This window comes from Rhodoferax sp. XS2R6 (assembly GCF_056521365.1).
Genome location: NZ_JBWMAY010000001.1, coordinates 372,423 through 397,881, shown reverse-complemented (window position 1 = coordinate 397,881; position 25,459 = coordinate 372,423). Strand labels below are relative to the sequence as shown.

At 59.6% G+C, this 25,459-nt stretch carries 21 protein-coding genes, 2 tRNA genes and 2 riboswitches; of the genes, 15 read left to right on the top strand and 8 right to left on the bottom strand.

The window, feature by feature from the left end:
• Window positions 1-36: 36 nt before the first annotated feature.
• Window positions 37-1,185, bottom strand: a complete 1,149-nt coding sequence (gene gcvT / locus AC097A_RS01865) for a glycine cleavage system aminomethyltransferase GcvT (protein ID WP_479619530.1) — start codon at window positions 1,183-1,185, stop codon at window positions 37-39.
• A gap of 63 nt (window positions 1,186-1,248) precedes the next feature.
• Window positions 1,249-1,370, bottom strand: a riboswitch (glycine riboswitch).
• A gap of 16 nt (window positions 1,371-1,386) precedes the next feature.
• Window positions 1,387-1,489: riboswitch (glycine riboswitch) on the bottom strand.
• A gap of 154 nt (window positions 1,490-1,643) precedes the next feature.
• On the opposite strand from gcvT, the gene AC097A_RS01860 reads away from it, so the two are divergent.
• The 4 genes from AC097A_RS01860 to AC097A_RS01845 all read left to right on the top strand — a co-directional run bounded on the left by AC097A_RS01860 (window position 1,644) and on the right by AC097A_RS01845 (window position 7,375).
• Window positions 1,644-2,360, top strand: a complete 717-nt coding sequence (locus tag AC097A_RS01860) for a lysophospholipid acyltransferase family protein (RefSeq protein ID WP_479619529.1) — start codon at window positions 1,644-1,646, stop codon at window positions 2,358-2,360.
• A 168-nt stretch (window positions 2,361-2,528) separates the two neighbouring features.
• Window positions 2,529-4,451, top strand: coding sequence for a PrkA family serine protein kinase (locus AC097A_RS01855; RefSeq protein ID WP_105259727.1), 1,923 nt, complete (start codon window positions 2,529-2,531; stop codon window positions 4,449-4,451).
• Between the two features lie 24 nt (window positions 4,452-4,475).
• Window positions 4,476-5,744, top strand: coding sequence for a YeaH/YhbH family protein (locus tag AC097A_RS01850; protein WP_479619528.1), 1,269 nt, complete (start codon window positions 4,476-4,478; stop codon window positions 5,742-5,744).
• Window positions 5,745-5,857: 113 nt separating this feature from the next.
• Window positions 5,858-7,375, top strand: coding sequence for a SpoVR family protein (locus AC097A_RS01845; RefSeq protein WP_479620184.1), 1,518 nt, complete (start codon window positions 5,858-5,860; stop codon window positions 7,373-7,375).
• 25 nt (window positions 7,376-7,400) lie between these two features.
• Here the strand turns inward: AC097A_RS01845 and AC097A_RS01840 are convergent, their stop codons facing one another.
• Window positions 7,401-9,092, bottom strand: coding sequence for an electron transfer flavoprotein-ubiquinone oxidoreductase (locus tag AC097A_RS01840; protein ID WP_479619527.1), 1,692 nt, complete (start codon window positions 9,090-9,092; stop codon window positions 7,401-7,403).
• A gap of 136 nt (window positions 9,093-9,228) precedes the next feature.
• On the opposite strand from AC097A_RS01840, the gene AC097A_RS01835 reads away from it, so the two are divergent.
• Together AC097A_RS01835 and AC097A_RS01830 are read left to right on the top strand one after the other, a co-directional pair.
• Window positions 9,229-10,011 carry an SDR family oxidoreductase gene (locus AC097A_RS01835; RefSeq protein ID WP_479619526.1) on the top strand — a complete coding sequence of 261 codons (783 nt, stop codon included), beginning with the start codon at window positions 9,229-9,231 and terminating at the stop codon, window positions 10,009-10,011.
• A gap of 30 nt (window positions 10,012-10,041) precedes the next feature.
• Complete coding sequence (locus AC097A_RS01830; RefSeq protein ID WP_479619525.1) at window positions 10,042-10,941, top strand: DMT family transporter; 900 nt, start codon at window positions 10,042-10,044, stop codon at window positions 10,939-10,941.
• Window positions 10,942-10,971: 30 nt separating this feature from the next.
• Here the strand turns inward: AC097A_RS01830 and AC097A_RS01825 are convergent, their stop codons facing one another.
• Window positions 10,972-11,730, bottom strand: coding sequence for an SDR family NAD(P)-dependent oxidoreductase (locus AC097A_RS01825; RefSeq protein ID WP_315478396.1), 759 nt, complete (start codon window positions 11,728-11,730; stop codon window positions 10,972-10,974).
• 153 nt (window positions 11,731-11,883) lie between these two features.
• On the opposite strand from AC097A_RS01825, the gene AC097A_RS01820 reads away from it, so the two are divergent.
• The 3 genes from AC097A_RS01820 (at window position 11,884) to rimO (ending at window position 13,982) form a co-directional block, all read left to right on the top strand.
• A tRNA-Val gene (locus AC097A_RS01820) sits at window positions 11,884-11,960 on the top strand.
• Window positions 11,961-12,078: 118 nt separating this feature from the next.
• Window positions 12,079-12,528: a polyhydroxyalkanoate synthesis repressor PhaR gene (gene phaR / locus AC097A_RS01815; protein ID WP_105259720.1), complete on the top strand. Its 450-nt coding sequence runs from the start codon at window positions 12,079-12,081 to the stop codon at window positions 12,526-12,528.
• A gap of 50 nt (window positions 12,529-12,578) precedes the next feature.
• Window positions 12,579-13,982, top strand: a complete 1,404-nt coding sequence (gene rimO / locus AC097A_RS01810; protein WP_479619524.1) for a 30S ribosomal protein S12 methylthiotransferase RimO — start codon at window positions 12,579-12,581, stop codon at window positions 13,980-13,982.
• A gap of 95 nt (window positions 13,983-14,077) precedes the next feature.
• Here rimO and AC097A_RS01805 read toward each other — a convergent pair.
• Window positions 14,078-14,164, bottom strand: a tRNA-Leu gene (locus tag AC097A_RS01805).
• 269 nt (window positions 14,165-14,433) lie between these two features.
• Between AC097A_RS01805 and rnr the strand changes: the two genes are divergently transcribed.
• Complete coding sequence (rnr, locus tag AC097A_RS01800) at window positions 14,434-16,692, top strand: ribonuclease R (RefSeq protein WP_479619523.1); 2,259 nt, start codon at window positions 14,434-14,436, stop codon at window positions 16,690-16,692.
• A gap of 107 nt (window positions 16,693-16,799) precedes the next feature.
• Here rnr and AC097A_RS01795 read toward each other — a convergent pair whose 3' ends face one another.
• From AC097A_RS01795 to AC097A_RS01780, 4 genes are read right to left on the bottom strand one after another with little or no spacing between them, the layout of a single operon-like run.
• Entirely contained in the window at window positions 16,800-18,260 is a 1,461-nt protein-coding gene (locus tag AC097A_RS01795; RefSeq protein WP_479619522.1) for an NAD(P)H-hydrate dehydratase, read from the bottom strand.
• The gene (locus tag AC097A_RS01790; protein WP_479619521.1) at window positions 18,244-19,131 is read right to left on the bottom strand and encodes an MBL fold metallo-hydrolase; all 888 of its coding nucleotides are present in this window, start codon (window positions 19,129-19,131) and stop codon (window positions 18,244-18,246) included. The genes AC097A_RS01795 and AC097A_RS01790 overlap by 17 nt, the downstream gene beginning before the upstream one ends.
• A gap of 12 nt (window positions 19,132-19,143) precedes the next feature.
• Window positions 19,144-19,986: an HDOD domain-containing protein gene (locus AC097A_RS01785; protein ID WP_315473270.1), complete on the bottom strand. Its 843-nt coding sequence runs from the start codon at window positions 19,984-19,986 to the stop codon at window positions 19,144-19,146.
• A 59-nt stretch (window positions 19,987-20,045) separates the two neighbouring features.
• Window positions 20,046-21,305, bottom strand: coding sequence for an FAD-dependent oxidoreductase (locus AC097A_RS01780; protein WP_479619520.1), 1,260 nt, complete (start codon window positions 21,303-21,305; stop codon window positions 20,046-20,048).
• Between the two features lie 282 nt (window positions 21,306-21,587).
• Between AC097A_RS01780 and rpsB the strand changes: the two genes are divergently transcribed.
• The 5 genes from rpsB to uppS all read left to right on the top strand — a co-directional run bounded on the left by rpsB (window position 21,588) and on the right by uppS (window position 25,456).
• A complete protein-coding gene (gene rpsB / locus AC097A_RS01775) occupies window positions 21,588-22,340 on the top strand; it encodes a 30S ribosomal protein S2 (RefSeq protein WP_315478390.1) in 753 nt (250 codons plus the stop codon).
• 84 nt (window positions 22,341-22,424) lie between these two features.
• Entirely contained in the window at window positions 22,425-23,348 is a 924-nt protein-coding gene (gene tsf, locus AC097A_RS01770; protein ID WP_105259712.1) for a translation elongation factor Ts, read from the top strand.
• Between the two features lie 42 nt (window positions 23,349-23,390).
• Window positions 23,391-24,113, top strand: a complete 723-nt coding sequence (gene pyrH / locus AC097A_RS01765; RefSeq protein ID WP_105259711.1) for a UMP kinase — start codon at window positions 23,391-23,393, stop codon at window positions 24,111-24,113.
• A 42-nt stretch (window positions 24,114-24,155) separates the two neighbouring features.
• A complete protein-coding gene (frr, locus tag AC097A_RS01760; RefSeq protein WP_105259710.1) occupies window positions 24,156-24,716 on the top strand; it encodes a ribosome recycling factor in 561 nt (186 codons plus the stop codon).
• A 14-nt stretch (window positions 24,717-24,730) separates the two neighbouring features.
• Window positions 24,731-25,456, top strand: coding sequence for a polyprenyl diphosphate synthase (gene uppS, locus AC097A_RS01755; RefSeq protein ID WP_479619519.1), 726 nt, complete (start codon window positions 24,731-24,733; stop codon window positions 25,454-25,456).
• Window positions 25,457-25,459 lie beyond the last annotated feature (3 nt).

The following is a 25,459-nucleotide window of genomic DNA, read 5'->3' as shown; positions in this document are numbered from 1 at the left end:
CTGCCAGGACAGACTTTAGCCGCCCCGGCGCCGGGTTTAGCCGCGGTAGTAATGCGTGGGCACAAAGGGCATGGCACTGACCTCCATGGGCACGGGCTTGCCGCGCACGATGGCCACCACTTTGCTGCCCACAGCCGCCCAGGCCGCATCCACATAGCCCATGGCCACGGGCTTGTCGATGGTGGGGCCGAGCAGGCCGCTGGTCACTTCGCCGATCTTGTTGCCGGCGCCGTCCTGCAGCTCGGTGTGGTCGCGCACGGGGATACGTTCCAGGGCGATCAGTCCTACGCGTTTCCGGGCTCCAGCCCCCGTGGAGTCTGCGAGAGCAGCTAGTATTTTTGTAGCGCCTGGAAAGCCACCTTCACGCGCACCACCGGCTCGGCGCACCTTTTGCATGGCCCACAGCAGGCTGGCTTCGACTGGCGTGGTGGTCGTGTCAATGTCGTTGCCATACAGGCACAAGCCCGCTTCCAGGCGCAGCGAGTTGCGTGCGCCCAGGCCAATCGGCTTGACTTCAGGTTGGGCCAACAAGGCGCGGGCCAGGGCTTCGGCGTGGTCGTTGTGGACCGAGATTTCGAAGCCGTCTTCGCCGGTGTAGCCGCTGCGGGTCAGGAACACATCAATCTTTTGCGTGCCGGTGTCGACGGTGAAATTGCCACCGGTCATGAACACCAGCTTCTCCACACCGGGCGCCAGGCGGGACAGGGCGGTCACGGCGTGCGGCCCTTGCAGCGCCAGCAGCGCGTAGTCGGGCAGGGGAATGACCTGGCAGCGGCTGCCAATCTTGGCCTGGATGTGCGCGATGTCGCCCACCTTGCAAGCGCCGTTGACAATGACGAAGAGCTCGTTGTTCCCCTTGTTGAAGAACATCAGGTCATCAATGATGGTGCCTTCGTCGGTCAGCAGCAGGCCATAGCGCTGCTTGCCCACGGCCAGGTCCATCACGTCCACGGGCATCAGCGTTTCGAACGCCGCCGCCGCATCGGGGCCGACCAAGCGCAGCTGGCCCATGTGGGACACATCGAACAGGCCCGCGGCGTTGCGGGTGTGGTGGTGCTCGGCCATCAGGCCGGCGGGGTACTGCACGGGCATGGAATAGCCGGCAAACGGCACCATGCGGGCGCCCAGCTCAATGTGCAGCGCGTTCAGCGGGGTGGTCAACAAAGCGGTGTCGGTGGCGGACATGGCGGCAATCCAGGTAGGGGCAAGTCAAAACCCGGGGCGATTGCATGACTGCGCCCGCCCGGTGCTGCCCCCGCTGTCCGCTTTACCTGAGAGATTCGCCGGGCCTGCGTGCACGGTGTGCGCAGACTGCGGGTTGCTCCTTCGGTGGGCTGCAAGGTCTGCAGCCTCTCTCCAGTGGGGTGTCGTTGGTAGCCAAGCCGCCAACGGGTGTCAGTCCTTTTGCCTGAGCGTTCAGACCGCTGCAATCAGCCGTCCTGCGCCTTCGGCGGCTTCCGCGGGGGAAGCTCTCTCCTGACTGGGCAGGATTCTAAACCAGCCGCTGTTGGGTATCGGCCCCAATTGGGCGCGGCTGATCTGATGTGCCGCAAAGTCTGCCCACGCGGGCTGGCCTAAACTCCTGTACGTTCGCGCCGCCACATCGCCAGCGGCATTTCATCTTCCTTACGGGCCGCGCCTGCATGCTCCACATCCTCCGCCTTGCCATGCTGGGCCTCTACTTTCTGGTGGCTTCGGCGATCAATTTCGTCATTTGTTTTGCCCGCCCGTTCAACCCCGACAACTCGCGCCTGTGTGGCTGGATGTATTCGGCGCCGGCCTTGCGCATCCTGGGGCTCAGGGTGCGGCTGGAGACTGCTGGCATGCTGGCGCAGCCCAATCCCTTTGTCATTGTGGCCAACCACCAGTCCAACTGGGACCTGTTTGTGTTGGGCTGCTCGGTGCCACGGCGCACGGTGTCGCTGGGCAAGAAGAGCCTGAAGTGGGTTCCCTTCTTTGGCCAGATCTACTGGTTGGCTGGCAATATCCTGATTGACCGGGGCAATGCCTTCAAGGCCAAGCAGGCCATGCTCAAAACCACCGATGTGATGCAGCACGAGGACACCTCGATCTGGGTGTTTGCGGAGGGTACACGTAACCTGGGCCAGGGTTTGCTCCCGTTCAAGAAAGGGGCCTTCCAGATGGCCATCAATGCGGGCGTTCCCATCATCCCCCTGTGCTGCAGCAACTACAAAAACAGCATGAATCTCAACCGCTGGCACAGCGGCACCATCGTCATCCACACCTTGCCGCCTATCGTCACCACTGGCATGACATTGGACGACATGCCCGCGCTGATGGAGCGCTGCCGCACACAGATGGCGGCCTGCCTGGACACACTGGACGCACAGCTGGCCTAGTGCGCCACAGAGTCCTGCAATAAGCGGGGGCATTGCAGCGCGTTTATTCGCTTTCCAAACAACATCCGGGTGGGGAACCAACTGGACTGCGCCGCAGTCCAAGGCATATACTGAAATCGAGAATCTGCCGCTAGGGATTCAGGTTTGTTGTTCCAGCCCGGAGGTCTTATGGACGCCATTGGTAACTACGTAGCCCGCCACGCACGCAGCCGCGAAGAAGAGATGACTCTGGACGAGTATCTGGCTGAGTGCAAACGCAACCCGCTCACTTACGCCACAGCGGCTGAGCGCATGTTGGCTGCCATCGGTGAACCGGTGGTGCTGGACACGCGGAACAACCCGCAGCTCTCGCGCATCTTTGCCAACAAGCTCATCAAGGTGTATCCCGCCTTCTCCGAGTTTTATGGCATGGAAGACGCCATCGAGCAGGTGGTGAGCTACTTCCGCCATGCGGCGCAAGGGCTGGAAGAGCGCAAGCAAATCCTCTACTTGCTGGGCCCGGTAGGCGGCGGCAAAAGTTCGCTGGCCGAACGCCTCAAACACCTCATGCAGCAAGTGCCGTTTTATGCCATCAAAGGCTCGCCGGTGAACGAAAGTCCGTTGGGCCTGTTTGATGCGGTGGAAGACGGCCCGGTGTTGCAAGAGAGTTATGGCATTCCGCCGCGCTACCTGCAACGCATTTTGTCGCCTTGGGCCGTGAAGCGTCTGGACGAGTTTGGTGGGGACATCCGCCAGTTCAAGGTGGTCAAGCGGTTCCCCAACACCTTGCGCCAGATTGGCGTGGCCAAGACCGAGCCTGGCGACGAAAACAACCAGGATATTTCATCCCTGGTGGGCAAGGTGGACATTCGCAAGTTGGAGAGCTTTTCGCAGGACGACCCCGATGCTTACAGCTTCTCGGGCGGTCTTTGCCTGGCAAACCAGGGGCTGCTGGAATTTGTGGAGATGTTCAAGGCGCCCATCAAGGTGCTTCACCCTTTGCTGACTGCTACGCAGGAGGGCAACTTCAAAGGCACCGAGGGCTTTGGGGCGATTCCGTTTGATGGCATTGTGCTGGCCCACAGCAACGAGAGCGAGTGGAAGGCCTTCCGCAACAACAAACACAACGAAGCGTTTCTGGACCGCATCTACATCGTCAAGGTGCCGTACTGCCTGCGCGTGAGCGAAGAGATCAAGATTTACGAAAAATTGATTCGCGATTCCTCACTGGGTCAGGCCAAATGCGCCCCGGGCACGCTGAAGATGATGAGCCAGTTTGCCATCCTGACCCGGCTGAAGGAGCCGGAAAACTCCAGCCTGTACAGCAAGATGGAGGTGTACGACGGCGAGAGCCTGAAGGACACCGATCCGCGCGCCAAGAGCTACCACGAGTACCGCGACTACGCGGGCATGGACGAGGGCATGAACGGCGTGTCCACGCGCTTTGCGTTCAAGATTTTGTCCAAGGTGTTCAACTTTGACAGCGCCGAGGTGGCGGCCAACCCGGTGCACCTGATGTATGTGCTGGAGCAACAGATCGAGCGCGAGCAGTTCCCAGCTGACCTGGAGCAGAAGTACACCGGCTTCATCAAGGAGCTGCTGGCCCCGCGCTATGCCGAGTTCATCGGCAAGGAAATCCAGAAAGCCTATCTGGAAAGCTACAGCGAATACGGGCAAAACATTTTTGACCGCTACGTGACCTACGCCGACTACTGGATCCAGGACAACGAGTACCGCGACACCGATACGGGTGAAGTGTTTGACCGCGTGGCTCTGAATGCCGAGCTGGAGAAGATCGAGAAGCCTGCGGGCATTGCCAACCCCAAGGACTTCCGCAACGAGATCGTCAATTTTGTCCTGCGGGCGCGTGCCAACAACCAGGGCAAAAACCCGGCATGGACCAGCTACGAGAAGCTGCGCCAGGTGATCGAGAAGAAGATGTTCTCCAACACCGAAGAGCTGCTGCCCGTGATCAGCTTCAACGCCAAGGCCAGTGCGGACGAGGCCAAGAAGCACGAAGACTTTGTGACGCGCATGGTGGAGAAGGGCTACACCGCCAAGCAGGTGCGCCTGCTGTGCGAGTGGTACCTGCGGGTGCGCAAGAGTTCGTAAGGAGTCCGGTACGAAAGGTTGAAAATGGCCCTGCAAATTGTTGACCGCCGGCTGGCGGGCAAGAACAAGTCCATTGGCAACCGGGAGCGGTTTTTGCGTCGCCATCAGGAGCAGATCCGCGAGGCCGTGCGCAAGGCCGTGACAGGCCGCGGCATCCGCGACATCGAGCAGGCCGAGAACATCACCATCCCCAAGAAAGACATCAGCGAGCCTGTCTTTCACCACGGCGAGGGCGGCGTGCGCGACACCGTGCACCCCGGCAATACCGATCACCTGCGTGGCGACCGCATCAAGCGCCCGCAGGGTGGTGCAGGTGGCGGCAAGGGGCAGGCTAGCGATTCGGGGGAGGGTGAAGACGACTTTGTCTTCACGCTGAGCAAAGAAGAGTTCATGCAAGTGTTCTTCGAAGGACTGGCCTTGCCCCACCTGATGCGTACCCAGATTGGCGATACGCCCGAATGGAAAACCCATCGTGCGGGCTACACACGCGACGGCACGCCCAACAACCTGCACATCCTGCGCTCCATGCGCGGTGCGCTGGGCCGTCGGCTGGCCTTGGGCACCGGCGCACGGCGTGAGCTGGCACAAAAGAAGCGGCTGCTGGCAGAGCTGGAACGCACGCCTGGGGGGCATGAGCGCGAGATACGCACGCTGCGCCAGGAAATCCAGGAGCTAGAGCTGCGAATCAAGAAAATTCCATTTCTGGATCCCGTGGATTTACGGTTCCGCGGCCGGGTCAAAACGCCCGTGCCTACCTCCAAGGCGGTGATGTTTTGCCTGATGGATGTGTCCGGCTCCATGGACGAGGAGCGCAAGGGCCTTGCCAAGCAGTTTTTCATTCTGCTGTATCTGTTTCTGACGCGCCACTACGAAAAAATCGACATCGTTTTCATCCGCCACCACACGCAGGCGCAAGAGGTGGACGAGAACACCTTCTTCCACGCCACCGAGAGCGGCGGCACGGTGGTCAGTAGTGCGCTGGAGCTAATGCAAAAGATTCTGGAGCAACGCTACCCGGCGGCCGAGTGGAACATTTATGGCGCCCAGGCCAGTGATGGTGACAACTTCAGCAACGACAGCGAGCGCTGCCGCGATCTGCTGGCTGACGCGCTGCTGCCGCTGTGCCGCTACTTTGCCTATGTGCAGGTGGCCGACACCGAGCAAGACCTGTGGCAGGAGTACGCCCAACTGGCGGAGGAACACGCCAACTTTGCCATCCGCAAGGTGACCGAACCCGAGCACATCTACCCGGTGTTCCGCGACCTGTTCAAGAAGGAAGGAGAAACCGCATGAGCGACCTGCTTCCCATCCTTGCCCAGCGCCCGGTGGAGCATCGGCATCTGGACGACCCAGCCCGCATTCCGCCCAGCGGCGAGCGCCGTACGCGCATCGTCTTGCAAGAGCCCATGCCAGCGCCGCCGCGCGCGAAGGAGCCGTTACCAGATAGCAGCGATTGGACCTTTGAGCTGATCGAGCGCTACCACGATGTGATCCGCGAGACCGCGGCCCGCTTTGGCCTGGACACCTACGCCAACCAGCTGGAGATCATCACGGCCGAGCAGATGATGGACGCCTACGCCAGCGTGGGCATGCCCATCAACTACCGGCACTGGAGCTACGGCAAAGAGTTCATCGCCACCGACAAACGTTACCGCCGTGGACACATGGGCCTGGCCTACGAAATCGTCATCAATTCCGACCCCTGCATCAGCTATCTGATGGAGGAAAACACCACGGCCATGCAGGCGCTGGTGATTGCGCACGCGGCCTATGGCCACAACAGCTTCTTCAAAGGCAACTACCTGTTCCGCATGTGGACGGACGCCTCCAGCATCATCGACTACCTGGTGTTCGCGCGCCGCTACATCAGCGAATGCGAGGAACGCTATGGGCTGGAGACGGTAGAGCTATTTTTGGATTCTTGCCACGCACTGGCCAACTTTGGGGTGGACCGTTACCGCCGACCCAGCAAGAAGAGCTTGGCGCAGGAGCTCAGTGCGCGCAAGGCCCGCGAAGCCTATGCCCAGCAACAGGTCAATGACTTGTGGCGCACCGTGCCCAAAGGGGCAGACAAGCCTGACGATGCGCCCGAGAGCCAGCGCTTTCCGCCAGAGCCGCAGGAGAATCTGCTGTACTTCATTGAGAAGAATGCGCCTTTGCTGGAGCCCTGGCAGCGTGAAGTGGTACGCCTGGTGCGCAAGATCGCGCAGTACTTTTACCCGCAGCGCCAGACCCAGGTGATGAACGAGGGTTGGGCCACGTTCTGGCACCACAAGCTGCTCAACACGTTGTATGACGATGGCCACCTGAGCAACGGCATGATGATGGAGTGGCTGAGCTCGCACACCAACGTGATCTTTCAGCCCCCCGTGGGACACCGGGCCTACGGCGGCATTAATCCCTATGCGTTGGGGTTTGCCATGTACACCGACATCAAGCGCATCTGCGACGCACCGACTGACGAAGACCGCGCGTGGTTTCCCGACATTGCCGGAAGTCCCTGGCTGCCCACGCTGGACCACGCCATGCGCAACTTCAAGGATGAGAGCTTTATCGGGCAGTTTTTGAGCCCGAAGTTGATGCGCGACATGCGGCTGTTTGCTGTCCACGACGACGAGAAAAATACACAGCTGGAAGTGGCGGCCATCCACGACGCGATTGGCTACCGCGAGCTGCGCCAATCGCTGTCCCAGCAGTACGACCTGGGTACGCAGGAACCCAATATCCAGGTCTGGAACGTGAATCTGCGCGGTGATCGCATGCTCACGCTGAGGCACACGCAGTACCAAAACCGACCTTTGGGTGAGAGCACGCTGGAGGTGCTCAAGCACACGGCCCGGCTCTGGGGCTTTGGCGTGGCGCTGGAGAGCGTGAACAGTGCGGGCGAGGTCACGCGGCAGTGGAGCGTGGCGGCACCGGCATAAAAAAAGGGGCTGTCAGCCCCGTTTTTTACATCCCCGCGTAGTTGGGGCCACCGCCACCTTCGGGCGTGACCCACACGATGTTTTGTGTGGGGTCTTTGATGTCGCAGGTCTTGCAGTGCACGCAGTTTTGCGCGTTGATCTGCAGGCGGTCGGTGTTGTCTTCGTTCTTCACAAACTCGTACACACCAGCCGGGCAGTAGCGGGCTTCCGGGCCAGCATATTTGGTCAGGTTGATGCTCACGGGCACCGACGCGTCTTTGAGCGTCAAGTGCGCGGGTTGCTGCTCTTCGTGGTTGGTGTTGCTGATGAACACGCTGGAGAGGCGGTCGAACGTGAGCTTGCCGTCGGGCTTGGGGTAGACGATGGGTTTGCACTCGGCCGCGGGCTTCAGGTAGGCATGGTCGGGCTTGTCCCGGCGTAGCGTCCAGGGAATGTGGCCACGCAGCACGAACTGCTCAAAGCCGTTCATGAGGGTTGCCACCGTCAGGCCATACTTGAACCAGTTCTTGAAGTTGCGGTCCTTGTTCAGCTCGGTGTGCAACCAGCTCTTCTCAAACGCTTCGGGGTAGGCGCTCAGCTCGTCATGCTGGCGGCCGGCCACCACGGCGTCATACGCAGCCTCAGCGGCCTGCATGCCGGTCTTGATGGCAGCGTGGCTGCCCTTGATGCGGCCCACGTTCAAGTAGCCTGCGTTGCAACCAATCAGGCAGCCGCCGGGGAATACGGTCTTGGGCAGCGCGTTGATGCCGCTGGCGTTGATGGCGCGTGCACCGTAGCCCAAGCGTTTGGCCGTGACTTCGCCTTTGTCGTTCTCAAAGTAGTAGCGCACATTGGGGTGGGTCTTCCAGCGCTGGAATTCTTCAAACGGACTGAGATAGGGGTTGGTATAACCCAAGCCGGTAACGAAGCCCAGTGCCACCTTGTTGCCTTCCAGGTGGTACAGGAACGCGCCGCCGTATGTGTCCGATTCCATCGGCCAGCCCGCGGTGTGCATCACAAAGCCGGGCTTGTGGCGGCTGGGGTCAATCTCCCACAGCTCCTTGATACCGATACCAAAACTTTGCGGATCGCGGCCTTCGTCGAGTTGGTACTTGGCGATGAGTTGTTTGCCCAGGTGGCCGCGTGCACCTTCTGCAAATACGGTGTATTTGCCCAGCAACTCCATGCCGAGCTGGAAGCTTTCCATGGGTTCGCCGTCTTTGCCCACACCCATATTGCCGGTGGCTACGCCCTTGACAGAGCCGTCCTCGTTGTAAAGCACTTCGGCCGCTGTGAAGCCGGGGAAAATTTCTACACCCAGGGCTTCGGCCTGTTCTGCCATCCACTTGGTGACGGCACCCAGACTGACGATGTAGTTGCCATCGTTGTGGGCAAACGGAGGCAAGACCATATTGGGCACGCGCACGCCGGTTTTTTCGCCCAAGAAAATGTAGGCATCGTCGGTCACGGGTTGGTTCAGCGGGGCGCCCAGTTCTTTCCAGTTCGGGATCAGTTCGGTCAGCGCCTTGGGGTCCATGATGGCGCCCGACAAAATGTGCGCGCCGGGCTCGGAGCCCTTTTCCAGCACCACCACCGAGATGTCTTTGCCCTGCTCCGCCGCCCTTTGTTTCAGGCGGATTGCGGTGGCCAGGCCACCAGGGCCACCACCCACAACGACCACGTCGTATTCCATGGATTCACGGGGGCCGAACTGGGCCAGAATTTCCTGGTTTGTCATGGGGTGTCTCGCTTAATAATGGGTGGTCTTCTGATCGGCCTGCGCATGCAAAGGTGTACCGAACTGGAGTGGGATTTTATTCGCTGAATTCACAAAAAAGAACGGTCGTTCTTTTTATTTTGAGGAGGCACTCTAAATGGCTTACAGCATCGATCTCTCAGGGCGTGTCGCTTTCATCACGGGCGCATCCGGTGGACTGGGGGCGCAGTTCGCCAAAACTTTGGCGGCCGCGGGCGCGGCGGTGGTGCTGGCCAGTCGCCGAGTGGACAAGCTCAAAGACCTGCGCGCCGAAATCACCGGGCAGGGGGGCGATGCCCATGTGGTGGAACTGGACGTGACCGACCACGACTCCATCAAGTCAGCCGTGGCCCACGCGGAGACGGGAGTGGGTTCGATCGACATCCTGATCAACAACTCCGGCGTGAGCACCACGCAGCGCCTGCAAGATGTATCGCCCCAAGACTATGACTTCATGTTCGACACCAATGTGAAGGGCGCTTTTTTCGTGGCGCAAGAGGTGGGCAAACGCATGCTGGCCCGCGCCAAGGGCTCGGCGCCTGGCAGTTACACGGGCGGGCGTATTGTGAATATTGCGTCCATGGCGGGGCTGCGGGTGTTGCCACAAATCGGGGTGTATTGCATGAGCAAGGCCGCCATCATCCAGATGACCAAGGCGCAGGCGCTGGAGTGGGGCAAGTTCGGCATCAACGTCAACGCGCTGTGTCCGGGCTACATCGATACCGAAATCAACCACCACCACTGGCAGACCGATGCGGGCCAGAAGCTGGTGCAGATGCTGCCGCGCAAACGCATTGGCCACCCGCAAGACCTGGACGCCATTCTGGTTACGTTGTGTTCGGACCAAAGCCACTTTATCAATGGAGCCGTGATTGCTGCAGACGATGGTTTTGGTATTTGAGGGCTTGCGTTTGAAGCGTCGGGTGCGGGTTTGCTAGTCGGCATTCTGGCCGGGTTGGCGGCGGGCGCGTTGTGGGGCCTGGTGTTTGTGGCCCCGGCGCTGGCGCCGGGCTTGGCTGCGGTAGATCTGGCCGCGGGCCGCTTTGCCAGCTATGGCCTCACGGCGCTACTGGTGATGCTGTTCGCACGCGGCAAGCGGCGCTGGCCCACTGTGAGCCAGCTGGGTGCAGCACTGGGCTTGAGCGTGTTGGGCTTCTCGGGCTACTACCTGCTACTGGTGCTGTCCATCCGCGACGCGGGTGTAGAAGTGCCCACGCTCATCATTGGCACCATTCCCATTTGGGTGATGCTGCTGGGCAAGCCCGAGCATCTGCTGTGGCGCAGCCTGCTGCCGGGTTTGCTGCTCACCATTACCGGTGTGCTGTTGATGATGGGTACAGAGACGGCAGGTGCCGCAGCGCAGGCCGCGCAGGGCTGGGTGTATTGGCACGGTATTGGCTTCGCGCTCTTGTCCATGGTCTGCTGGACCGCGTTTGCGGTGCTGAACTCGGCTTGGCTTAAACACCACCATGACGTGAACGTGACGGACTGGACCAACTGGCTAGGTGTGGCCTCCGGACTCGGTGCGGTTGCGCTCTGGCTGGTGCTGGGTTCAGAGCCAAAAGTGCTGCTAGCCCAGGAGGATATTGCGCAAGCAGCTATGGTTTGTATAGCAACTGGCGTGGGGTCAGCATGGCTGGCCACGGTACTGTGGAACATCGCGAGCCGCCGACTGAGTGCCAGCCTGTGCGGCCAGTTGATTGTGAGCGAGACGCTGTTCGCCTTGCTTTACGCGTTTGTGGGCTACGGCGTCTGGCCGCACTGGCTGCAACTGGTAGCCAGCGCAGTGTTTGTGCTGGGTATCGTCGCTTCCATCCGGGCGCATCGCTAAAAAGCGAGTGCCCCGGATGGCACTGGTGACTTACTTCGGTGCCAGGCGAATGGCGCCGTCGAGGCGAATGACTTCGCCGTTGAGCATGTCGTTTTCAAAAATGTGTACCGCCAGTTTGGCGTAGTCTTGCGGTGTGCCCAGGCGCGAAGGGAAGGGCACGCCGGCAGCGAGTGCATCTTGCACTTCTTGTGGCATAGAGAACAGCATGGGCGTACCAAAAATGCCGGGGGCAATCGTCATGTTGCGGATGCCATTGCGTGCCAGGTCGCGCGCAATCGGCAAGGTCATGCCCACTACGCCACCCTTAGAAGCGCTGTAAGCGGCCTGGCCAATTTGTCCATCGTAGGCTGCCACCGAAGCGGTGGAGATCATCGCGCCACGCTCACCCGTGGCTTCGGGTTCGTTCTTGCTCATGGCGTCTGCTGCCAGGCGAATCATATTGAAGCTGCCAATCAGGTTGACGGTGATGGTCTTGCTGAAGGATGCCAATGCGTGCGCACCGTTTTTGCCCACAGTCTTTTCTGCGGGGGCAATGCCAGCGCAGTTCACCAGGCCCATGAGCTTGCCCAGGGATACGGCCTTGGCCACCACGGCTTGGCCGTCAGCTTCGTTGCTCACGTCGCATTTCACAAACGCGCCGCCAATGTCTTTGGCAATGGCTTCGCCTTTTTCGGCCTGCATGTCGGCAATCACCACCTTGCCGCCTTTGGCCGCCAGCATGCGTGCGGTGCCTTCGCCCAAACCGGATGCGCCGCCTGTGACGATAAAGACTTTGCCTGCGATTTCCATAGAGAACTCCTTGGGTTAGTTGGATTTGTTTACGTTTACGTTTACGTAAACGTCAATTATGGCGCAGCGTTGCGCGGCCAATGCCAGCTTTCGCACGCGTCAGTCAGGGATGGGCCAAGTTTGCTGCTATACTTCGGCCTCTCGGATATATGTAGGCGCATAGCTCAGCTGGTTAGAGCACCACCTTGACATGGTGGGGGTCGTTGGTTCGAGTCCAATTGCGCCTACCAAATTTCCAATATCTCCTGCTCCTAGGGTTATCCTAGGTCAATGCCAGGCGGTCACTCCCTAGAATGTGCTGCAGTGCAACACCATTTTGGCTCCCACGTTGAGTGACGAGCGATCGCAATGCAAAAAACCTCTTCCAAAGATTCCAAGAAGTCGCAGCGGGTCATCAAAAAATACCCCAATCGCCGCCTCTACGACACCGACACCTCGACCTATATCACGTTGGCAGAGATCAAGCAGTTGGTGATGGACAGTGAAGTGTTTTCTGTGGTGGATGCCAAGTCGGGTGAAGACATCACGCGCAGCATCTTGTTGCAGATCATTCTGGAAGAAGAGGCGAATGGTTCGCCCATGTTCACCACACCAGTGCTTTCGCACATCATTCGCTTTTATGGCCATGCCATGCAGGGCATGATGGGTGGGTACTTGGAGAAGAACATGCAAGCGCTGATGGACATGCAGGCACCCATGGTGCAGGGTGTCATGAGCAACAACGTGTTCCAGCAAATGCAGGAACAAATGCAGAAACAAACAGAGCAGTTCCTCGGCACCTTTGGCCTGAAGCGCTAGTCGTATTCAGGTTGGGTGGGTGGCGGGGTTGCTTCTATGGATTGATGGATATGACAGACATATTGACCCCCAGCCAACCCGCGCACGCCGCGCCCAAAGTCGGTTTTGTCAGCCTGGGTTGTCCCAAGGCTTTGACCGACTCTGAACTGATCCTCACGCAACTGAGCGCGGAGGGTTACCAAACCTCCAAAACCTTCCAGGGTGCGGACTTGGTCATCGTGAATACCTGTGGTTTCATCGACGATGCGGTCAAGGAGAGCCTGGACACGATTGGTGAAGCACTGGCCGAAAACGGACGCGTGATCGTGACCGGTTGCCTGGGTGCCAAAACCACCGATGGTGGTGAGAATATGGTGCGCCAAATGCACCCCAAGGTCTTGGCCGTTACCGGCCCGCATGCCACGCAAGAGGTGATGGATGCGGTGCACCTGAACTTGCCCAAGCCCCATGATCCATTTTTGGATCTGGTGCCGCAGTCCTTCGGTGTGGCGGGCATCAAGCTCACTCCGCGCCACTATGCCTATCTGAAGATCAGCGAAGGCTGCAACCACCGTTGCACCTTTTGCATTATTCCCAGCATGCGTGGAGACTTGGTGTCCCGCCCGATTGGGGATGTGCTGAGCGAGGCGAAGGCGCTGTTCGAAGGTGGCGTGAAAGAGTTGCTGGTGATCAGCCAGGACACGTCTGCCTACGGTGTGGATGTGAAATACCGCACAGGCTTCTGGGATGGCAAGCCCGTCAAGACCCGCATGCTGGAGCTGGTGCAGGCGCTGGGCGATATTGCCGAACCCTATGGCGCCTGGGTGCGTTTGCACTATGTGTACCCATACCCCAGTGTGGACGACATCATTCCTTTTATGGCGACCGGCGGCGTGCTGCCTTACCTGGATGTGCCGCTGCAACACAGTCACCCGGATGTGCTGCGCCGTATGAAGCGCCCCGCCAGTGGCGAGAAAAATCTGGATCGCCTGCAGCAGTGGCGTGAGGCGTGTCCTGAACTTGTAGTGCGCAGCACTTTCATTGCCGGGTTCCCAGGTGAAACCGAAGCCGAGTTCGAGCATTTGCTGGACTTCATCCGTGAAGCCCAGATCGACCGCGCCGGTTGTTTTGCCTATAGCGCGGTGAATGGGGCAACGGCTAATGATTTGCCAGGCATGTTGCCCATCGAGTTGCGCGAGGAGCGTCGTGCCCGATTCATGGCTGTAGCCGAAGAAGTGTCGGCTGCGCGCCTGCAGCGTCGCGTGGGTTCGGTGATGCAGGTGCTCGTGGATTCCGCACCAGCTCTCGGTCGCAAGGGTGGGGTGGGGCGCAGTTACGCGGATGCTCCCGAGATTGACGGTGTGGTGCGTTTGCTGCCACCCGAAAAGATCAGCAAGACCCTCAAAGTGGGTGAGTTCACCAAGGCGCGCATTGTGAGTGCACAAGGGCACGATCTGGTGGCCTTGCCCATCTAAATTCAGCGCTGCTGACCGATACAACAACCGGTCAGTGGCATGGATGAGGCAAAAGAAAAAGGCCTGTGACTTTCGTCACAGGCCTTATCTTTTAGTGGTGCCCAGGAGAAGACTCGAACTTCCACGGTCTTGCAACCGCTAGCACCTGAAGCTAGTGCGTCTACCAATTTCGCCACCTGGGCAAGTCTCAAATTATAGCACTAGTCTTTTCGCTCTTTTGCCTGGTCGCACAACTTTTTTGCGATTGACGTAGAACCGCTGTGCCGATGGATGGATTTGTTGCGGCACAGCGGCTGCTTCCACAAAATAGCATTGCGGTTCGGCGGCGTTGGTGTGCTGTCAATTTCGCAACATTTCTAGCGCATACTTATAACCGTGTATCCAACTCAGCCGTCACGGCACCTTGGGAAAGAGCGAGGGTTTTATCAAAAACATTAACCATTCCAGCGAAATGCTGGACGAAGTTGAGGGCGTCGTGCAAGGCCATCGCGACGGACACGGTTTTGTGTCGCGCGACGATGGTGCTTCCGACATTTATTTACCCCCCAATGAGATGCGCGCCGTGCTCCACAAGGATCGCGTCAAGGTGCGCATCGTGCGCAGCGACCGAAAGGGTCGCCCCGAGGGGCGTGTGGTGGAGATCATGGAGCGTTCCACGCAGCCCATCATCGGCCGCCTTTTGCAAGAGAGTGGTGTCTGGCTGGTAGCGCCTGAAGACAAGCGTTATGGCCAGGACGTACTGATTCCCAAAGGTGCAACCAGTGCGGCCAAACCTGGCCAAGTGGTGGTGGTTGAGCTGGTGGAGCCGCCCGCGTTGTTTGGTCAGCCCGTGGGCCGTATCAAGGAAGTGCTGGGCGAGGTGGATGACCCCGGCATGGAGATTGAAATTGCCGTGCGCAAATACAGCGTGCCGCATGAATTTTCGGACGCCTGCATTGCGCTGGCGCGTACGCTGCCAGACAAGGTACGCCCGCAGGACACGCTGCAGCGCATTGATCTGACCGACATCCCGCTGGTGACCATCGACGGTGAAGATGCACGCGACTTTGACGACGCGGTGTACTGCGAGCCTGCCACCAAAGGCCGTGGCAAGACCGCCCTCAAGGGCTGGCGTCTGCTGGTAGCCATTGCCGATGTAAGCCACTATGTAGAGACCGGCTCGGCCATCGACGTGGACGCCTACGACCGCGCGACCAGCGTGTATTTCCCGCGCCGCGTGATTCCTATGCTGCCCGAGAAGCTGTCCAACGGCCTGTGTTCCCTGAACCCCGAGGTGGAGCGCCTGTGCATGGTGTGCGACATGTTCGTGACCACCGAGGGTGAGGTGGATGCCTACCAGTTTTACCCGGCGGTGATGTGGAGCCACGCGCGTTTTACCTACACCGAGGTGGCAGCCATCTTGGGCAACACGCGTGGCCCAGAGGCCAGCAAGCGGCGCGATCTGGTGCCGCAGTTGCTGGACCTGCACGGCGTCTACCAGGCCTTGCTGAAGTCGCGCCACAAGCGCGGCGCGGTGGACTTTGAAACCACCGAGACGCAGATCGTGTGCGATGAAAACGGCCGAATTGAAAAAATTGTGCCGCGCACCCGCAACACGGCCCACCGCCTGATTGAAGAGGCCATGCTGGCGGCCAACGTGTGCAGTGCTGATTTCATTGCGCAAAACAAGCACCCCGGTTTGTTCCGGGTGCACGAAGGCCCCACACCCGAGAAGCAGGAAACCCTGCGCAACTACCTCAAGGCCTCGGGTATTGGCATGAGCATCAGCGACAAGCCCGCGCCCGGCGAGTTCCAGGCCATTGCCATGGCGACCAAAGACCGGCCCGATGCGCAGCAAATCCACTCGATGTTGCTGCGCTCCATGTCGCAGGCGATTTACACGCCCATCAACAGCGGCCACTTTGGCTTGGCCTTTGACGCCTACACCCACTTCACCAGCCCGATCCGCCGTTACCCCGATCTGCTGGTGCACCGGGTTATCAAGGCGATTTTGGCCAAGGCCAAGTACCAGTTGCCTGCGCTGCCGACACCGGGCGAGGCGCATGCCAAGTTGGCACGCCGGCTGGAGAAAAACCTGGCCGGTCGCGTGGCAGAACCCGGCACCAAGCCTAAGAAAATGAATGCCGAAGGCACCGCCTGGCAAGCGGCCGGCCTGCATTGCAGCGCCAACGAACGTCGCGCCGACGAGGCCAGCCGCGACGTGGAGGCCTGGCTCAAATGCAAATACATGCGCGAGCATTTGGGCGAGGAGTACGCGGGGGTGGTCAGCTCGGCTACCACCTTTGGCCTGTTTGTCACGTTGGACGCCATGTATGTGGAAGGCTTGGTGCACATCACCGAGCTGGGTGGGGAGTATTTCCGCTTTGACGAGTTGCGCCAGGAATTGCGCGGTGAGCGCACCGGCATCCGTTATGCCATTGGCACGCGGGTGCGTATCCAGGTGAGCCGTGTGGACCTGGATGGCCGCAAGATTGACTTCCGTCTGGTGCAGGAAGGCCAGAGTCTGCAGCCGCGTGCGGTGGCCGACAAGGGCGCACCGCGGGAAGCCAAAGGGCGTCCGGAGTTTGGCGACCGCGTGGAGTCCGATGGTGGTGGGGCATTCAAGGGCAAAGCCCGGCAGCGCGCCAGCGCCAAGGCCCCACGCAGTGCCCGCGCCAACGAGAAAGCCTCGGGTGCCTCCAAAAAGGCAGCCAAGAAGCAACGACGCTAGGTCGGGACGGCCCCCAGGCGCCTGGGGCGTCTGGTGCTCAGGCTGGGTGTGCTATATAAAAGATAGCTGCTTGCGCATATGCCACTTGGGCTAGAGGCTTCTTTTGCTTAAATATGGCGGGCCAGGTCAGGGGCAGTCAGCGTTGAAGTCATGGCCCATTGGTCTGCCACGTGGCCATGCCGGTAGCAGGCGTGGCAGGCTGCCTCAAAGCTACCGTAGCCCTGTGCCATCAGGCTGCCCAAGAGTCCGGCCAGCACATCGCCAGTGCCGGCCGTTGCCAGCCGTGCGTTACCGGTGGGGTTGATGCGTGGCACTTCTGTCGGGCTGGTGATGATGCTTCCCGATCCCTTCAGCACGACGGCGCATTGGAAAGTGTGTGCCAGTGCTTGGGCGCAGGCGAGGCGGTTGGCCTGCACCTCTGTGGTGCTGCATCCCAGCAGGCGTGCGGCTTCCAGGGGGTGGGGCGTGAGCGCGGTGGTGCCCGCCTTGCGGGCCACCAGCGCAGGGTGCCAGGCCGGGCTTCGGGCCAGGGCGTTCAAGGCGTCGGCGTCCAGCACCAGTTGCCGGGCGCTAGCCAGGAGCCGGGGCAAACTGGCGGCTATGGCGTCCCCGCCGCCACACCCCGCCACCACAGCCATGTTTTCGATGGCGAGTTGCGCTGCGCCGCACTGCATCAGGGCTGGGTGGGTGGCGAATACCGCATGGTGATCCTCCGGGTCCAACAAGGTCAGGTAGACGCGCCCTGCACCACCATGCAGGGCGGCGGTGCCTGCCAGCAAGGCTGCCCCCACCATGCCGGTGGCGCCTCCCACCACGGCCACATCGCCAAAGCTGCCTTTATGGGACGCATGCTGGCGCGGGGTGTTGTGCTGGGCGGTGTTCAGCCAGGCATCGGGAGTCTGGAGGACGGTAGTTCCCAGGTTGTCCAGCCAGATGTCGCCACAGACATCGCGTCCCTGGGCGGTGAATAGCCCTGGCTTGAGGGCCAGAAACGACAGCGTGGCCCGCGCCCGCACACAGGCGCCCGGAGTGTGGCCCGTGTCGGCTACCAAGCCACTGGGCACATCGGCCGCCACGATGGGGCCATCACCAGCCTGCATGGCCTGGATGGCGTCCAGTGTTGCGCCGCGGGGCGCCGCCTGTAGGCCGATACCCAGCAATGCGTCGATGCACACATCCCAGTGCGGTGGTGCACCGGAGTGGATGGCCACACCCGCTGCCTGGGCGTTTTGCAGAGAGGCTGCTGCATCGGCAGGCAGGGGGCGGGCAGATTCGGGCAAAGACAGCCACACGGTTTTGCCCCAGCGTTGCAGGTGCATGGCTGCCTCGAAGCCGTCGCCCCCATTGTTGCCACGGCCGCAGGCCACCCAAACGGTTTGGGCGTGGGGCGCGTAGGCCAGGGTGAGCCGCGCCAAGGCCAGCCCTGCGCGCTGCATCAATGTATGGGCGGGTAGGAGACTGGCGGCATGGGCCTCCAGCGCGCGCAGCGCGGCAGTGCCCAGCAGCGGGTAGGGCGTGGGGCGCAATGGCCCTTGCGGGCCCAGTAGCCACTCAGAATTCGTAGACATCACCCTCGCGGGCCAATCGGATGTCCATGCCTTGCGCCATTGCAGCGTTGGTGCTCAGTGCCTCGGCAAATGCCACTTCAAGCGCATCGTCACTGCGCGTGGGCTCGTGGTGGGTGCAAAACAGCAGCTTGGCACCCGCGCCGTGCGCGCTGGCAATGCTGGTGCTGAAGGTGCCGTGCCCCCAGCCTTTTTTGGCGGGATATTCAGCGTCGGTATAGGAGCTGTCGGCAATGTAGACGTCCACGCCGCGGATAGCCCCCTGGATGGCGCGTTCTTTCTCATCGACAAACACCTGGTACTCGTCGTAGGCCTCGTCGCCAGGTTCGTAGATGTTGTAGGGCGGCTCGTGGTCACCCGTGAAAAATACCGACTTGCCGTTGCATTCAATGCGGTAGCCAAAGTCGATGACCGGGTGGTTCAGCAAGCAGGGCGTCACGGTGGCCGATCCAATCTGGATGGGCTGGTCCGGCATCAGGGTGACGTACTCGATGCGGGCCTTCATTTCAGCTTCGCGCACCGGGAAGTAGCTGTACTGCAGCTGCACTGCCATGACCTGCTCAATGCCCTTGCCCGATACCGGGTCGAAGCAACCATGCAGGCGCAGTGTGTTGCCAGGAATGAAGTTGGGAATGAAGAAGGGCAGGCCCTGGATGTGGTCCCAGTGGGAGTGGGTGATCAGCACATTGGCGGTGACGGGCATCTCGGCCAGCAGCGTTTGCGAGAGCGGGAAAATGCCGGTACCCGCATCCAGGATGATGAGTTCGTTGTTGTCCGTGCGGATTTCGATGCAGGTGGTATTGCCGCCGTAGCGCACGGTTTTCGGGCCCGGCGAAGCGATGGACCCACGAACTCCCCAAAACTTCACCTTCATGCCGTCTCCTTTTTACAGTTTGGCAAAAACCTGTGCTTCTGCAAACAGGGTGTCCAGATTGCCCATGGAGGCAATCACCGTGTCCAGATCGCCGCCCAGACGCTTTTGAATTGCGGCCGGGAGTTCTTCCACCTTGTAGTTGCCGGCAAAGCCGTACTGCAACTTCTTGCTGATCTGGTTGGCCGCAAACACACAGGCAATCATGTCCGTGTCTTTGAGGTCGTCCACCCGCTGGTGCCGTATGGTATCGATCAAATGGGGGGCAAAGCGCCATTTCTCGACCAGCATGGCGCCAACAACGGCATGGTCCGCACCAATCGTCATTTGCAGTGCTGTGTGGAGCGAGCTCTGTCCATCCTCGCTCATGTGCAGTGCAGCCCGAAATTCGATGGGCATGAACTGGGCAAACACCACCTTGCCAAAGTCGTGCAGCAGGCCCGCAATGAAGCAGTCCATGGGGTCTGCGTCGTCCACCTTGAGCGCCAGCTGCTTGGCGATGCCCGCGGTGGCCAGTGAATGCAGCAAGTACTGCTGCACGTCAAAGCCTGCCGCGTTGTCCTTGGGCAGCATGCCAATGGCCGCAATGCTCAAGGCCAGATTTTTGATGGTGTTGAAGCCCAGGTACACCACGGCGTGGCCAATCGAGGTGATTTGCTTGGGCAGGCTGTAGTACGCCGAGTTCACGACCTTGAGGACCTTGACGGTCACCACAGGGTCCTTGTCGATGACGTCCACGAGGTCTTTGGGGGTGCTGTTGACGTCACCCGTCAGCTCCAGAATGCGTTGCACGCTTTTGGGAAACGCGGGCATGCCGTCCACGGCAGCGGTCAGTTTTTGCGAAAGTTCAGGACTCATGGATAAAGCATCTCCCTCGTCCCATTGTGTCAGCACTGTGCGGGCGTCGACAACAGTTTTTAGCGGAGAAATCGGGTTGGCAGCATCGGATCCATCGTCATAGCCGCGAGCCGCCCAGCTATCTGGTCGGCCAGCAAGCGCGCTGAGCCGCAGGCCCAGGTCCAACCGCAGGCGCCATGCCCGATGTTTAGCGACAGGTGAGGCAGTCCGCTGGGGCCAATGGCTGGCAGTCCGTCGGCGATGGTGTGGCGTGTGCCATGCCAGACTTGGGTGCCCGCCGGGTAATTGGCAGCACCAGGGAAGTACAGCTCCAGCGCTCGGTACATGGCGTTGACAACCTTTGCATTCTTGGTTTCCGGCTTGGGGCCCAGTTCTGCTCCCGCACTCACACGGATGCGGTTACCCAGGCGGTTGATGACCAGGTTGTCGTGCAAGTCGTGCACTGCGCTGCGGGGGGCATTCAGTGGTTCGCGAATCGCAACACTCAAGGCGTATCCATGCAACTCCACCATGGGGATATTCAGGGGGTGCTTGAGCAACAAATTCCGCGGTGCCCGGTTGGTACATAACACCACATGGTCTGCGGTGACCACTTCGGTGCCCTGGCTGTTTGCTACTGTCAAAGTGGGCCGTGGCTGCAGGTTCAGGTCTTGGACATCTGCGCCGAACTGGTAGTTCACCCCCATTTTTTGGGTGACGGTTTTCAATTCCAGGGCGAACTGGCGGCAGTTGGCTACCTGGTCTCCGGGGAGCCACAGGGCTGCGTGAAAGGGGGCTTCGCTGTGCAAGGATGGTTCTTGTTTGCGGGCCTCCTCGGGGCTCAGCACCTTGCAGGCGATGTCTTGGGTTTTGAGGGCATCCAATGTCGGCTGCAGGCGTTGTAAGGCTTGTTCGGTGCGCACCAGCACTAACTGGCCTTCACTGCGTTCTATCTCCATCTGGCTGCGCTCGATGACGTATTGCAGGCGCTCCGCGCTGTAACGTCCCAGCTGTTGCGCTGACGCATATTGTTTCGCATGCGTATATGGGCCGTGGGGGTGCGTCCAGCGCCACAAGGACTTCATCTCTTGTAGGGCGCGCCATGGGCTTCGGGTCAGTCGCCGTCCCGTGTCCAGGAAACGCATCGTTGCATTCCCCTTTTCACTAGGGAAGGCAAAGGGCAATTGCATGCTGGGGGCGACCAGGCCACTGTTGGCAAAGCTGGCTTCCTCGCAGGCCGCCGCTGATTTGTCAAAAACTGTGACTGTGTGCCCGTCCGCTGCCAGCTCATAGGCTGTGGCGATACCGACTACACCGGCGCCCACTACTGCTATTTTCATCGTTACTTTCAGATACTTTGTCGCAAACCTTGCGCTTGCGCTGCAGGCTATTTTTTCACAAGCATGGGCCAGATCTGCCGTGTGGCCGCAGTTTGTACATGAAAAAGCCCCCACGGCCGGGTCTTTTGCGCAAAGCGCCTGCGTGGTATACTCGACTGGCTTTGCTAGGGGTGCATCCGTGCCCGGCAATAGCAATCACAAACCGGTCCAGCCAAGGTGTTGCGCCTGCTTAGCAGGGGCGATGTGCGGACCGGATTTAAGACCTAACCTTTGGAGTTAATCATGGCAGTTACTATGCGCGAAATGCTGGAAGCCGGCGTTCACTTTGGACACCAAACCCGCTTCTGGAACCCCAAGATGGCACCGTTCATCTTCGGCCACCGCAATAAAATTCACATCATCAACCTGGAAAAATCCCTGCCGATGTTCCAGGAAGCGGCCAAGTTTGTCCGCCAACTGTCTGCCAAGCGCGGCACCATTCTGATGGTGGGTACCAAGCGCCAGGCTCGCGAAATCGTGTCGGCCGAAGCGCAGCGCGCAGGTGTTCCCTTTGTGGATCAGCGCTGGTTGGGCGGCATGTTGACCAACTTCAAGACCGTCAAGACCTCTATCAAGCGCTTGAAGGACATGAAGGTTCAGCAAGAAGCTGGTTTGGACAGCATGAGCAAAAAAGAGCAGTTGATGTTTGCCCGTGAACTGGAAAAGCTTGAAAAAGACATCGGTGGCATCCAGGACATGAACACCTTGCCTGACGCAATTTTCGTGATCGACGTGGGCTACCACAAGATTGCCATCGCTGAAGCCAAGAAGCTGGGCATTCCCCTGATCGGTGTGGTGGACTCCAACCACTCCCCAGAAGGTATCGACTACGTGATTCCTGGTAATGATGACTCTTCCAAGGCGGTGACTTTGTACGCCCGTGGTATCGCCGATGCGATCCTGGAAGGTCGCGCCAACGCCGTGGACGACGTGGTCAAGGCAGTCTCTGCTGAAAGCGAAGACGAATTCGTTGAAGTGAGTGAAGCCTCCGCCTAAGGCGCTGCGTCACCCTTCAAAAGGGGGCTTTGTTGCCCCTTTTTTTTAGCTCTTACTTAAACTACTGAATTACGGAGAATCCAAATGGCAGCAATTACAGCAAGCATGGTGGCAGAACTGCGCGGCAAGACCGATGCCCCCATGATGGAATGCAAAAAAGCATTGACCGAAGCCGAAGGCGACATGGTCAAAGCTGAAGAACTGTTGCGCGTCAAGTTGGGCAGCAAGGCCGGCAAGGCTGCGGCCCGCGTGACAGCCGAAGGCGTGGTTGCCACCAGCATTGAAGGTGCTGCTGGGGCGCTGATCGAAGTGAACTGCGAAACTGACTTCGTGACCAAAAATGACAGCTTTTTGGCTTTGGCCAATGCCGCAGCGTCGTTGGTCGCCAAGCACAATCCCGCCGATGTGGCGGCTTTGAGCGCGCTGGCCTACGAGCAAGACGGTTTTGGCCCCACGCTGGAAGACGTGCGCAAAGGCCTGATCGGCAAGATCGGCGAGAACATGACCTTCCGCCGTTTCAAGCATTTTGACGGTTCGACCAAGCTGGCTTCTTACTTGCACGGTACCCGCATTGGTGTGGTGGTGGAGTTTGATGGTGAAGAAGTCGCCGCCAAGGACGTGGCGATGCACGTGGCGGCCATGAAGCCCGTGTCTTTGTCTTCTGACCAAGTGCCCGCCGAGTTGGTGGAGCGCGAGCGTTCTGTGGCCGCTGCCAAGGCTGCCGAAGACGCTGCGGTGGCCACTGCTGCTGGCAAGCCTGTTCAGTCCGCTGAAATCGTCGCCAAGCGCATTGAAGGCGGTGTGCAGAAGTTCCTCAAGGAAGTTTCTTTGTTCAACCAGCCTTTCGTCAAAAACGACAAACAAACCGTGGAGCAAATGCTCAAGGCAGTCGGTACCACTGTTAAGGGCTTCACCTTGTACGTGGTGGGCGAAGGCATTGAGAAAAAAGTGGACGACTTTGCGGCAGAAGTGGCTGCACAAGTTGCCGCTGCCAAGCAAGCGGCTTGATCCAGCCTTGCCAATTACCACCCCTACCTTTCGGAGTCACCCATGAGCCAAGACCGTCCTGCCTACAAGCGTATTTTGCTGAAGCTGTCGGGCGAGGCACTCATGGGCGACGACCAGTTCGGCATTAACCGCAACACCATCGTGCGCATGGTGGACGAAATTGCCGAAGTTACCCGTCTGGGTGTTGAGGTTGCGGTGGTGATTGGTGGCGGGAATATTTTTCGGGGGGTCGCTGGTGGCTCTGTCGGAATGGACCGCGCCACTGCCGATTACATGGGTATGCTGGCAACGGTGATGAACGCCTTGGCCTTGGGTGACACCATGAACAAGGCGGGACTTATTGCACGTGTCATGTCCGCGATTGGCATTGAGCAGGTCGTGGAGCCCTATGTGCGTCCCAAGGCCTTGCAGTACCTGGAAGAAGGCAAGGTCGTGATTTTTGCTGCCGGTACTGGTAATCCTTTCTTCACGACGGACACGGCCGCAGCCCTGCGTGGTGCCGAAATCGGTGCTGAGATCGTGCTCAAAGCCACCAAGGTGGATGGCGTCTACAGTGCGGACCCAAAGAAAGACCCTGCTGCCACGCGTTATTCGAAAATTACTTTTGATGCAGCCATGACCCAGAACCTAGGGATCATGGACGCCGCTGCATTTGCGCTATGTCGCGACCAAAAGCTGCCGATCAAGGTCTTCTCTATTTTCAAACACGGTGCACTGAAGCGCGTTGTGATGGGTGAGGACGAAGGCACTTTGGTTCACGTTTGATACCTCTACAAGCCTCATTCGCCTGTACCCAAGGAAGTCACCATGTCACTCGCCGATATCAAAACCAACCTTGAAAACAAGATGGACCAATCCATCGCGGCTTTCAAGAACAACTTGACCAAAGTCCGCACAGGGCGCGCCAACCCTGCACTGCTGGATACGGTGCAGGTCGACTATTACGGTTCGATGTTGCCCTTGAGCCAGGTCGCGAACCTGTCCTTGATCGATGCACGCACGATCAGCGTTCAGCCTTGGGAAAAAGGCATGGGCGCCAAGATCGAAAAAGCCATTCGTGAAAGCGATTTGGGCTTGAATCCTTCCAGCATGGGTGATTTGATTCGCGTGCCTATGCCCGCGATGACCGAAGAGCGCCGCCGTGAATTGACCAAAGTGGTTCGTTCCGAAGGCGAAGCGGCCAAAATTGCGGTGCGCAACCTGCGCCGTGATGCCAACGAAGCAGTGAAGAAGCTCGTGAAAGACAAACTGGCCTCGGAAGATGACCAGAAACGCTCGGAAGCGGATGTGCAAAAACTCACCGATCGGCACATTGCCGAGGTAGACAAGCTCGTCGCGTCCAAAGAGCAAGACATTATGGCTGTTTGACGGCGCATCGTTTTATGGCACACCCCGATGCCGGGCCACACCATCTGGCCATCGTGATGGATGGCAATGGGCGCTGGGCATCCAAACGATTTTTGCCGCGCCTTGCAGGGCATAAACAAGGCGTTGACACCCTCAAGCGGATCGTGCGCGCCTGCGCCCAGCGACACATCGCTGTCCTGACGGTGTTTGCGTTCTCGTCAGAAAATTGGAATCGGCCCGAAGAAGAAGTCTCGGGTCTGATGGATCTGCTTGCGGGTGCGTTGGCTCGCGAAGTTTCTCAACTGAAACAAGACGGTGTGCGCCTGCGCTTTGTGGGCGATCGGTCTGGTTTGTCAGAGCGCGTGCGCGTGGGCTTGTCACGTGCGGAGCTGGATACTGCCGACAATGACGTGCTGACACTGAATGTGTGTTTCAACTACGGTGGCCGATGGGAGATTGCCCAGGCGGCTGCCCAATTGGCTGCGCGTGGCGAGCCGATCACCGAAACCTCCCTGTCCCAGGCGATGGCACTAGGCTCTGGGCCGGATCCCGATCTGTTGATTCGCACGGGCGGGGAGTTCCGTCTGAGCAACTTTCTGCTGTGGCAGTCTGCGTACACCGAACTGTATTTCAGCCCCGCTTTCTGGCCGGACTTTGATGAACAGGCACTGGACCAGGCGATTGCCGAATACCATGCGCGTGAGCGCAGGTTTGGTAAAACCTCTGCGCAAGTGACGCACGCTAGCGTTTCCCCCGTTTAAAAG

Excerpts from the sequence above, each read along its gene's own strand:
- gcvT (WP_479619530.1), bottom strand. The coding sequence starts at position 1,185 with ATGTCCGCCACCGACACCGCTTTGTTGACCACCCCGCTGAACGCGCTG.
- AC097A_RS01860 (WP_479619529.1), top strand. The coding sequence starts at position 1,644 with ATGCTCCACATCCTCCGCCTTGCCATGCTGGGCCTCTACTTTCTGGTG.
- AC097A_RS01855 (WP_105259727.1), top strand. The coding sequence starts at position 2,529 with ATGGACGCCATTGGTAACTACGTAGCCCGCCACGCACGCAGCCGCGAA.
- AC097A_RS01850 (WP_479619528.1), top strand. The coding sequence starts at position 4,476 with ATGGCCCTGCAAATTGTTGACCGCCGGCTGGCGGGCAAGAACAAGTCC.
- AC097A_RS01845 (WP_479620184.1), top strand. The coding sequence starts at position 5,858 with ATGCCAGCGCCGCCGCGCGCGAAGGAGCCGTTACCAGATAGCAGCGAT.
- AC097A_RS01840 (WP_479619527.1), bottom strand. The coding sequence starts at position 9,092 with ATGACAAACCAGGAAATTCTGGCCCAGTTCGGCCCCCGTGAATCCATG.
- AC097A_RS01835 (WP_479619526.1), top strand. The coding sequence starts at position 9,229 with ATGGCTTACAGCATCGATCTCTCAGGGCGTGTCGCTTTCATCACGGGC.
- AC097A_RS01825 (WP_315478396.1), bottom strand. The coding sequence starts at position 11,730 with ATGGAAATCGCAGGCAAAGTCTTTATCGTCACAGGCGGCGCATCCGGT.
- phaR (WP_105259720.1), top strand. The coding sequence starts at position 12,079 with ATGCAAAAAACCTCTTCCAAAGATTCCAAGAAGTCGCAGCGGGTCATC.
- rimO (WP_479619524.1), top strand. The coding sequence starts at position 12,579 with ATGACAGACATATTGACCCCCAGCCAACCCGCGCACGCCGCGCCCAAA.
- rnr (WP_479619523.1), top strand. The coding sequence starts at position 14,434 with ATGCTGGACGAAGTTGAGGGCGTCGTGCAAGGCCATCGCGACGGACAC.
- AC097A_RS01795 (WP_479619522.1), bottom strand. The coding sequence starts at position 18,260 with ATGTCTACGAATTCTGAGTGGCTACTGGGCCCGCAAGGGCCATTGCGC.
- AC097A_RS01790 (WP_479619521.1), bottom strand. The coding sequence starts at position 19,131 with ATGAAGGTGAAGTTTTGGGGAGTTCGTGGGTCCATCGCTTCGCCGGGC.
- AC097A_RS01785 (WP_315473270.1), bottom strand. The coding sequence starts at position 19,986 with ATGAGTCCTGAACTTTCGCAAAAACTGACCGCTGCCGTGGACGGCATG.
- AC097A_RS01780 (WP_479619520.1), bottom strand. The coding sequence starts at position 21,305 with ATGAAAATAGCAGTAGTGGGCGCCGGTGTAGTCGGTATCGCCACAGCC.
- rpsB (WP_315478390.1), top strand. The coding sequence starts at position 21,588 with ATGGCAGTTACTATGCGCGAAATGCTGGAAGCCGGCGTTCACTTTGGA.
- tsf (WP_105259712.1), top strand. The coding sequence starts at position 22,425 with ATGGCAGCAATTACAGCAAGCATGGTGGCAGAACTGCGCGGCAAGACC.
- pyrH (WP_105259711.1), top strand. The coding sequence starts at position 23,391 with ATGAGCCAAGACCGTCCTGCCTACAAGCGTATTTTGCTGAAGCTGTCG.
- frr (WP_105259710.1), top strand. The coding sequence starts at position 24,156 with ATGTCACTCGCCGATATCAAAACCAACCTTGAAAACAAGATGGACCAA.
- uppS (WP_479619519.1), top strand. The coding sequence starts at position 24,731 with ATGGCACACCCCGATGCCGGGCCACACCATCTGGCCATCGTGATGGAT.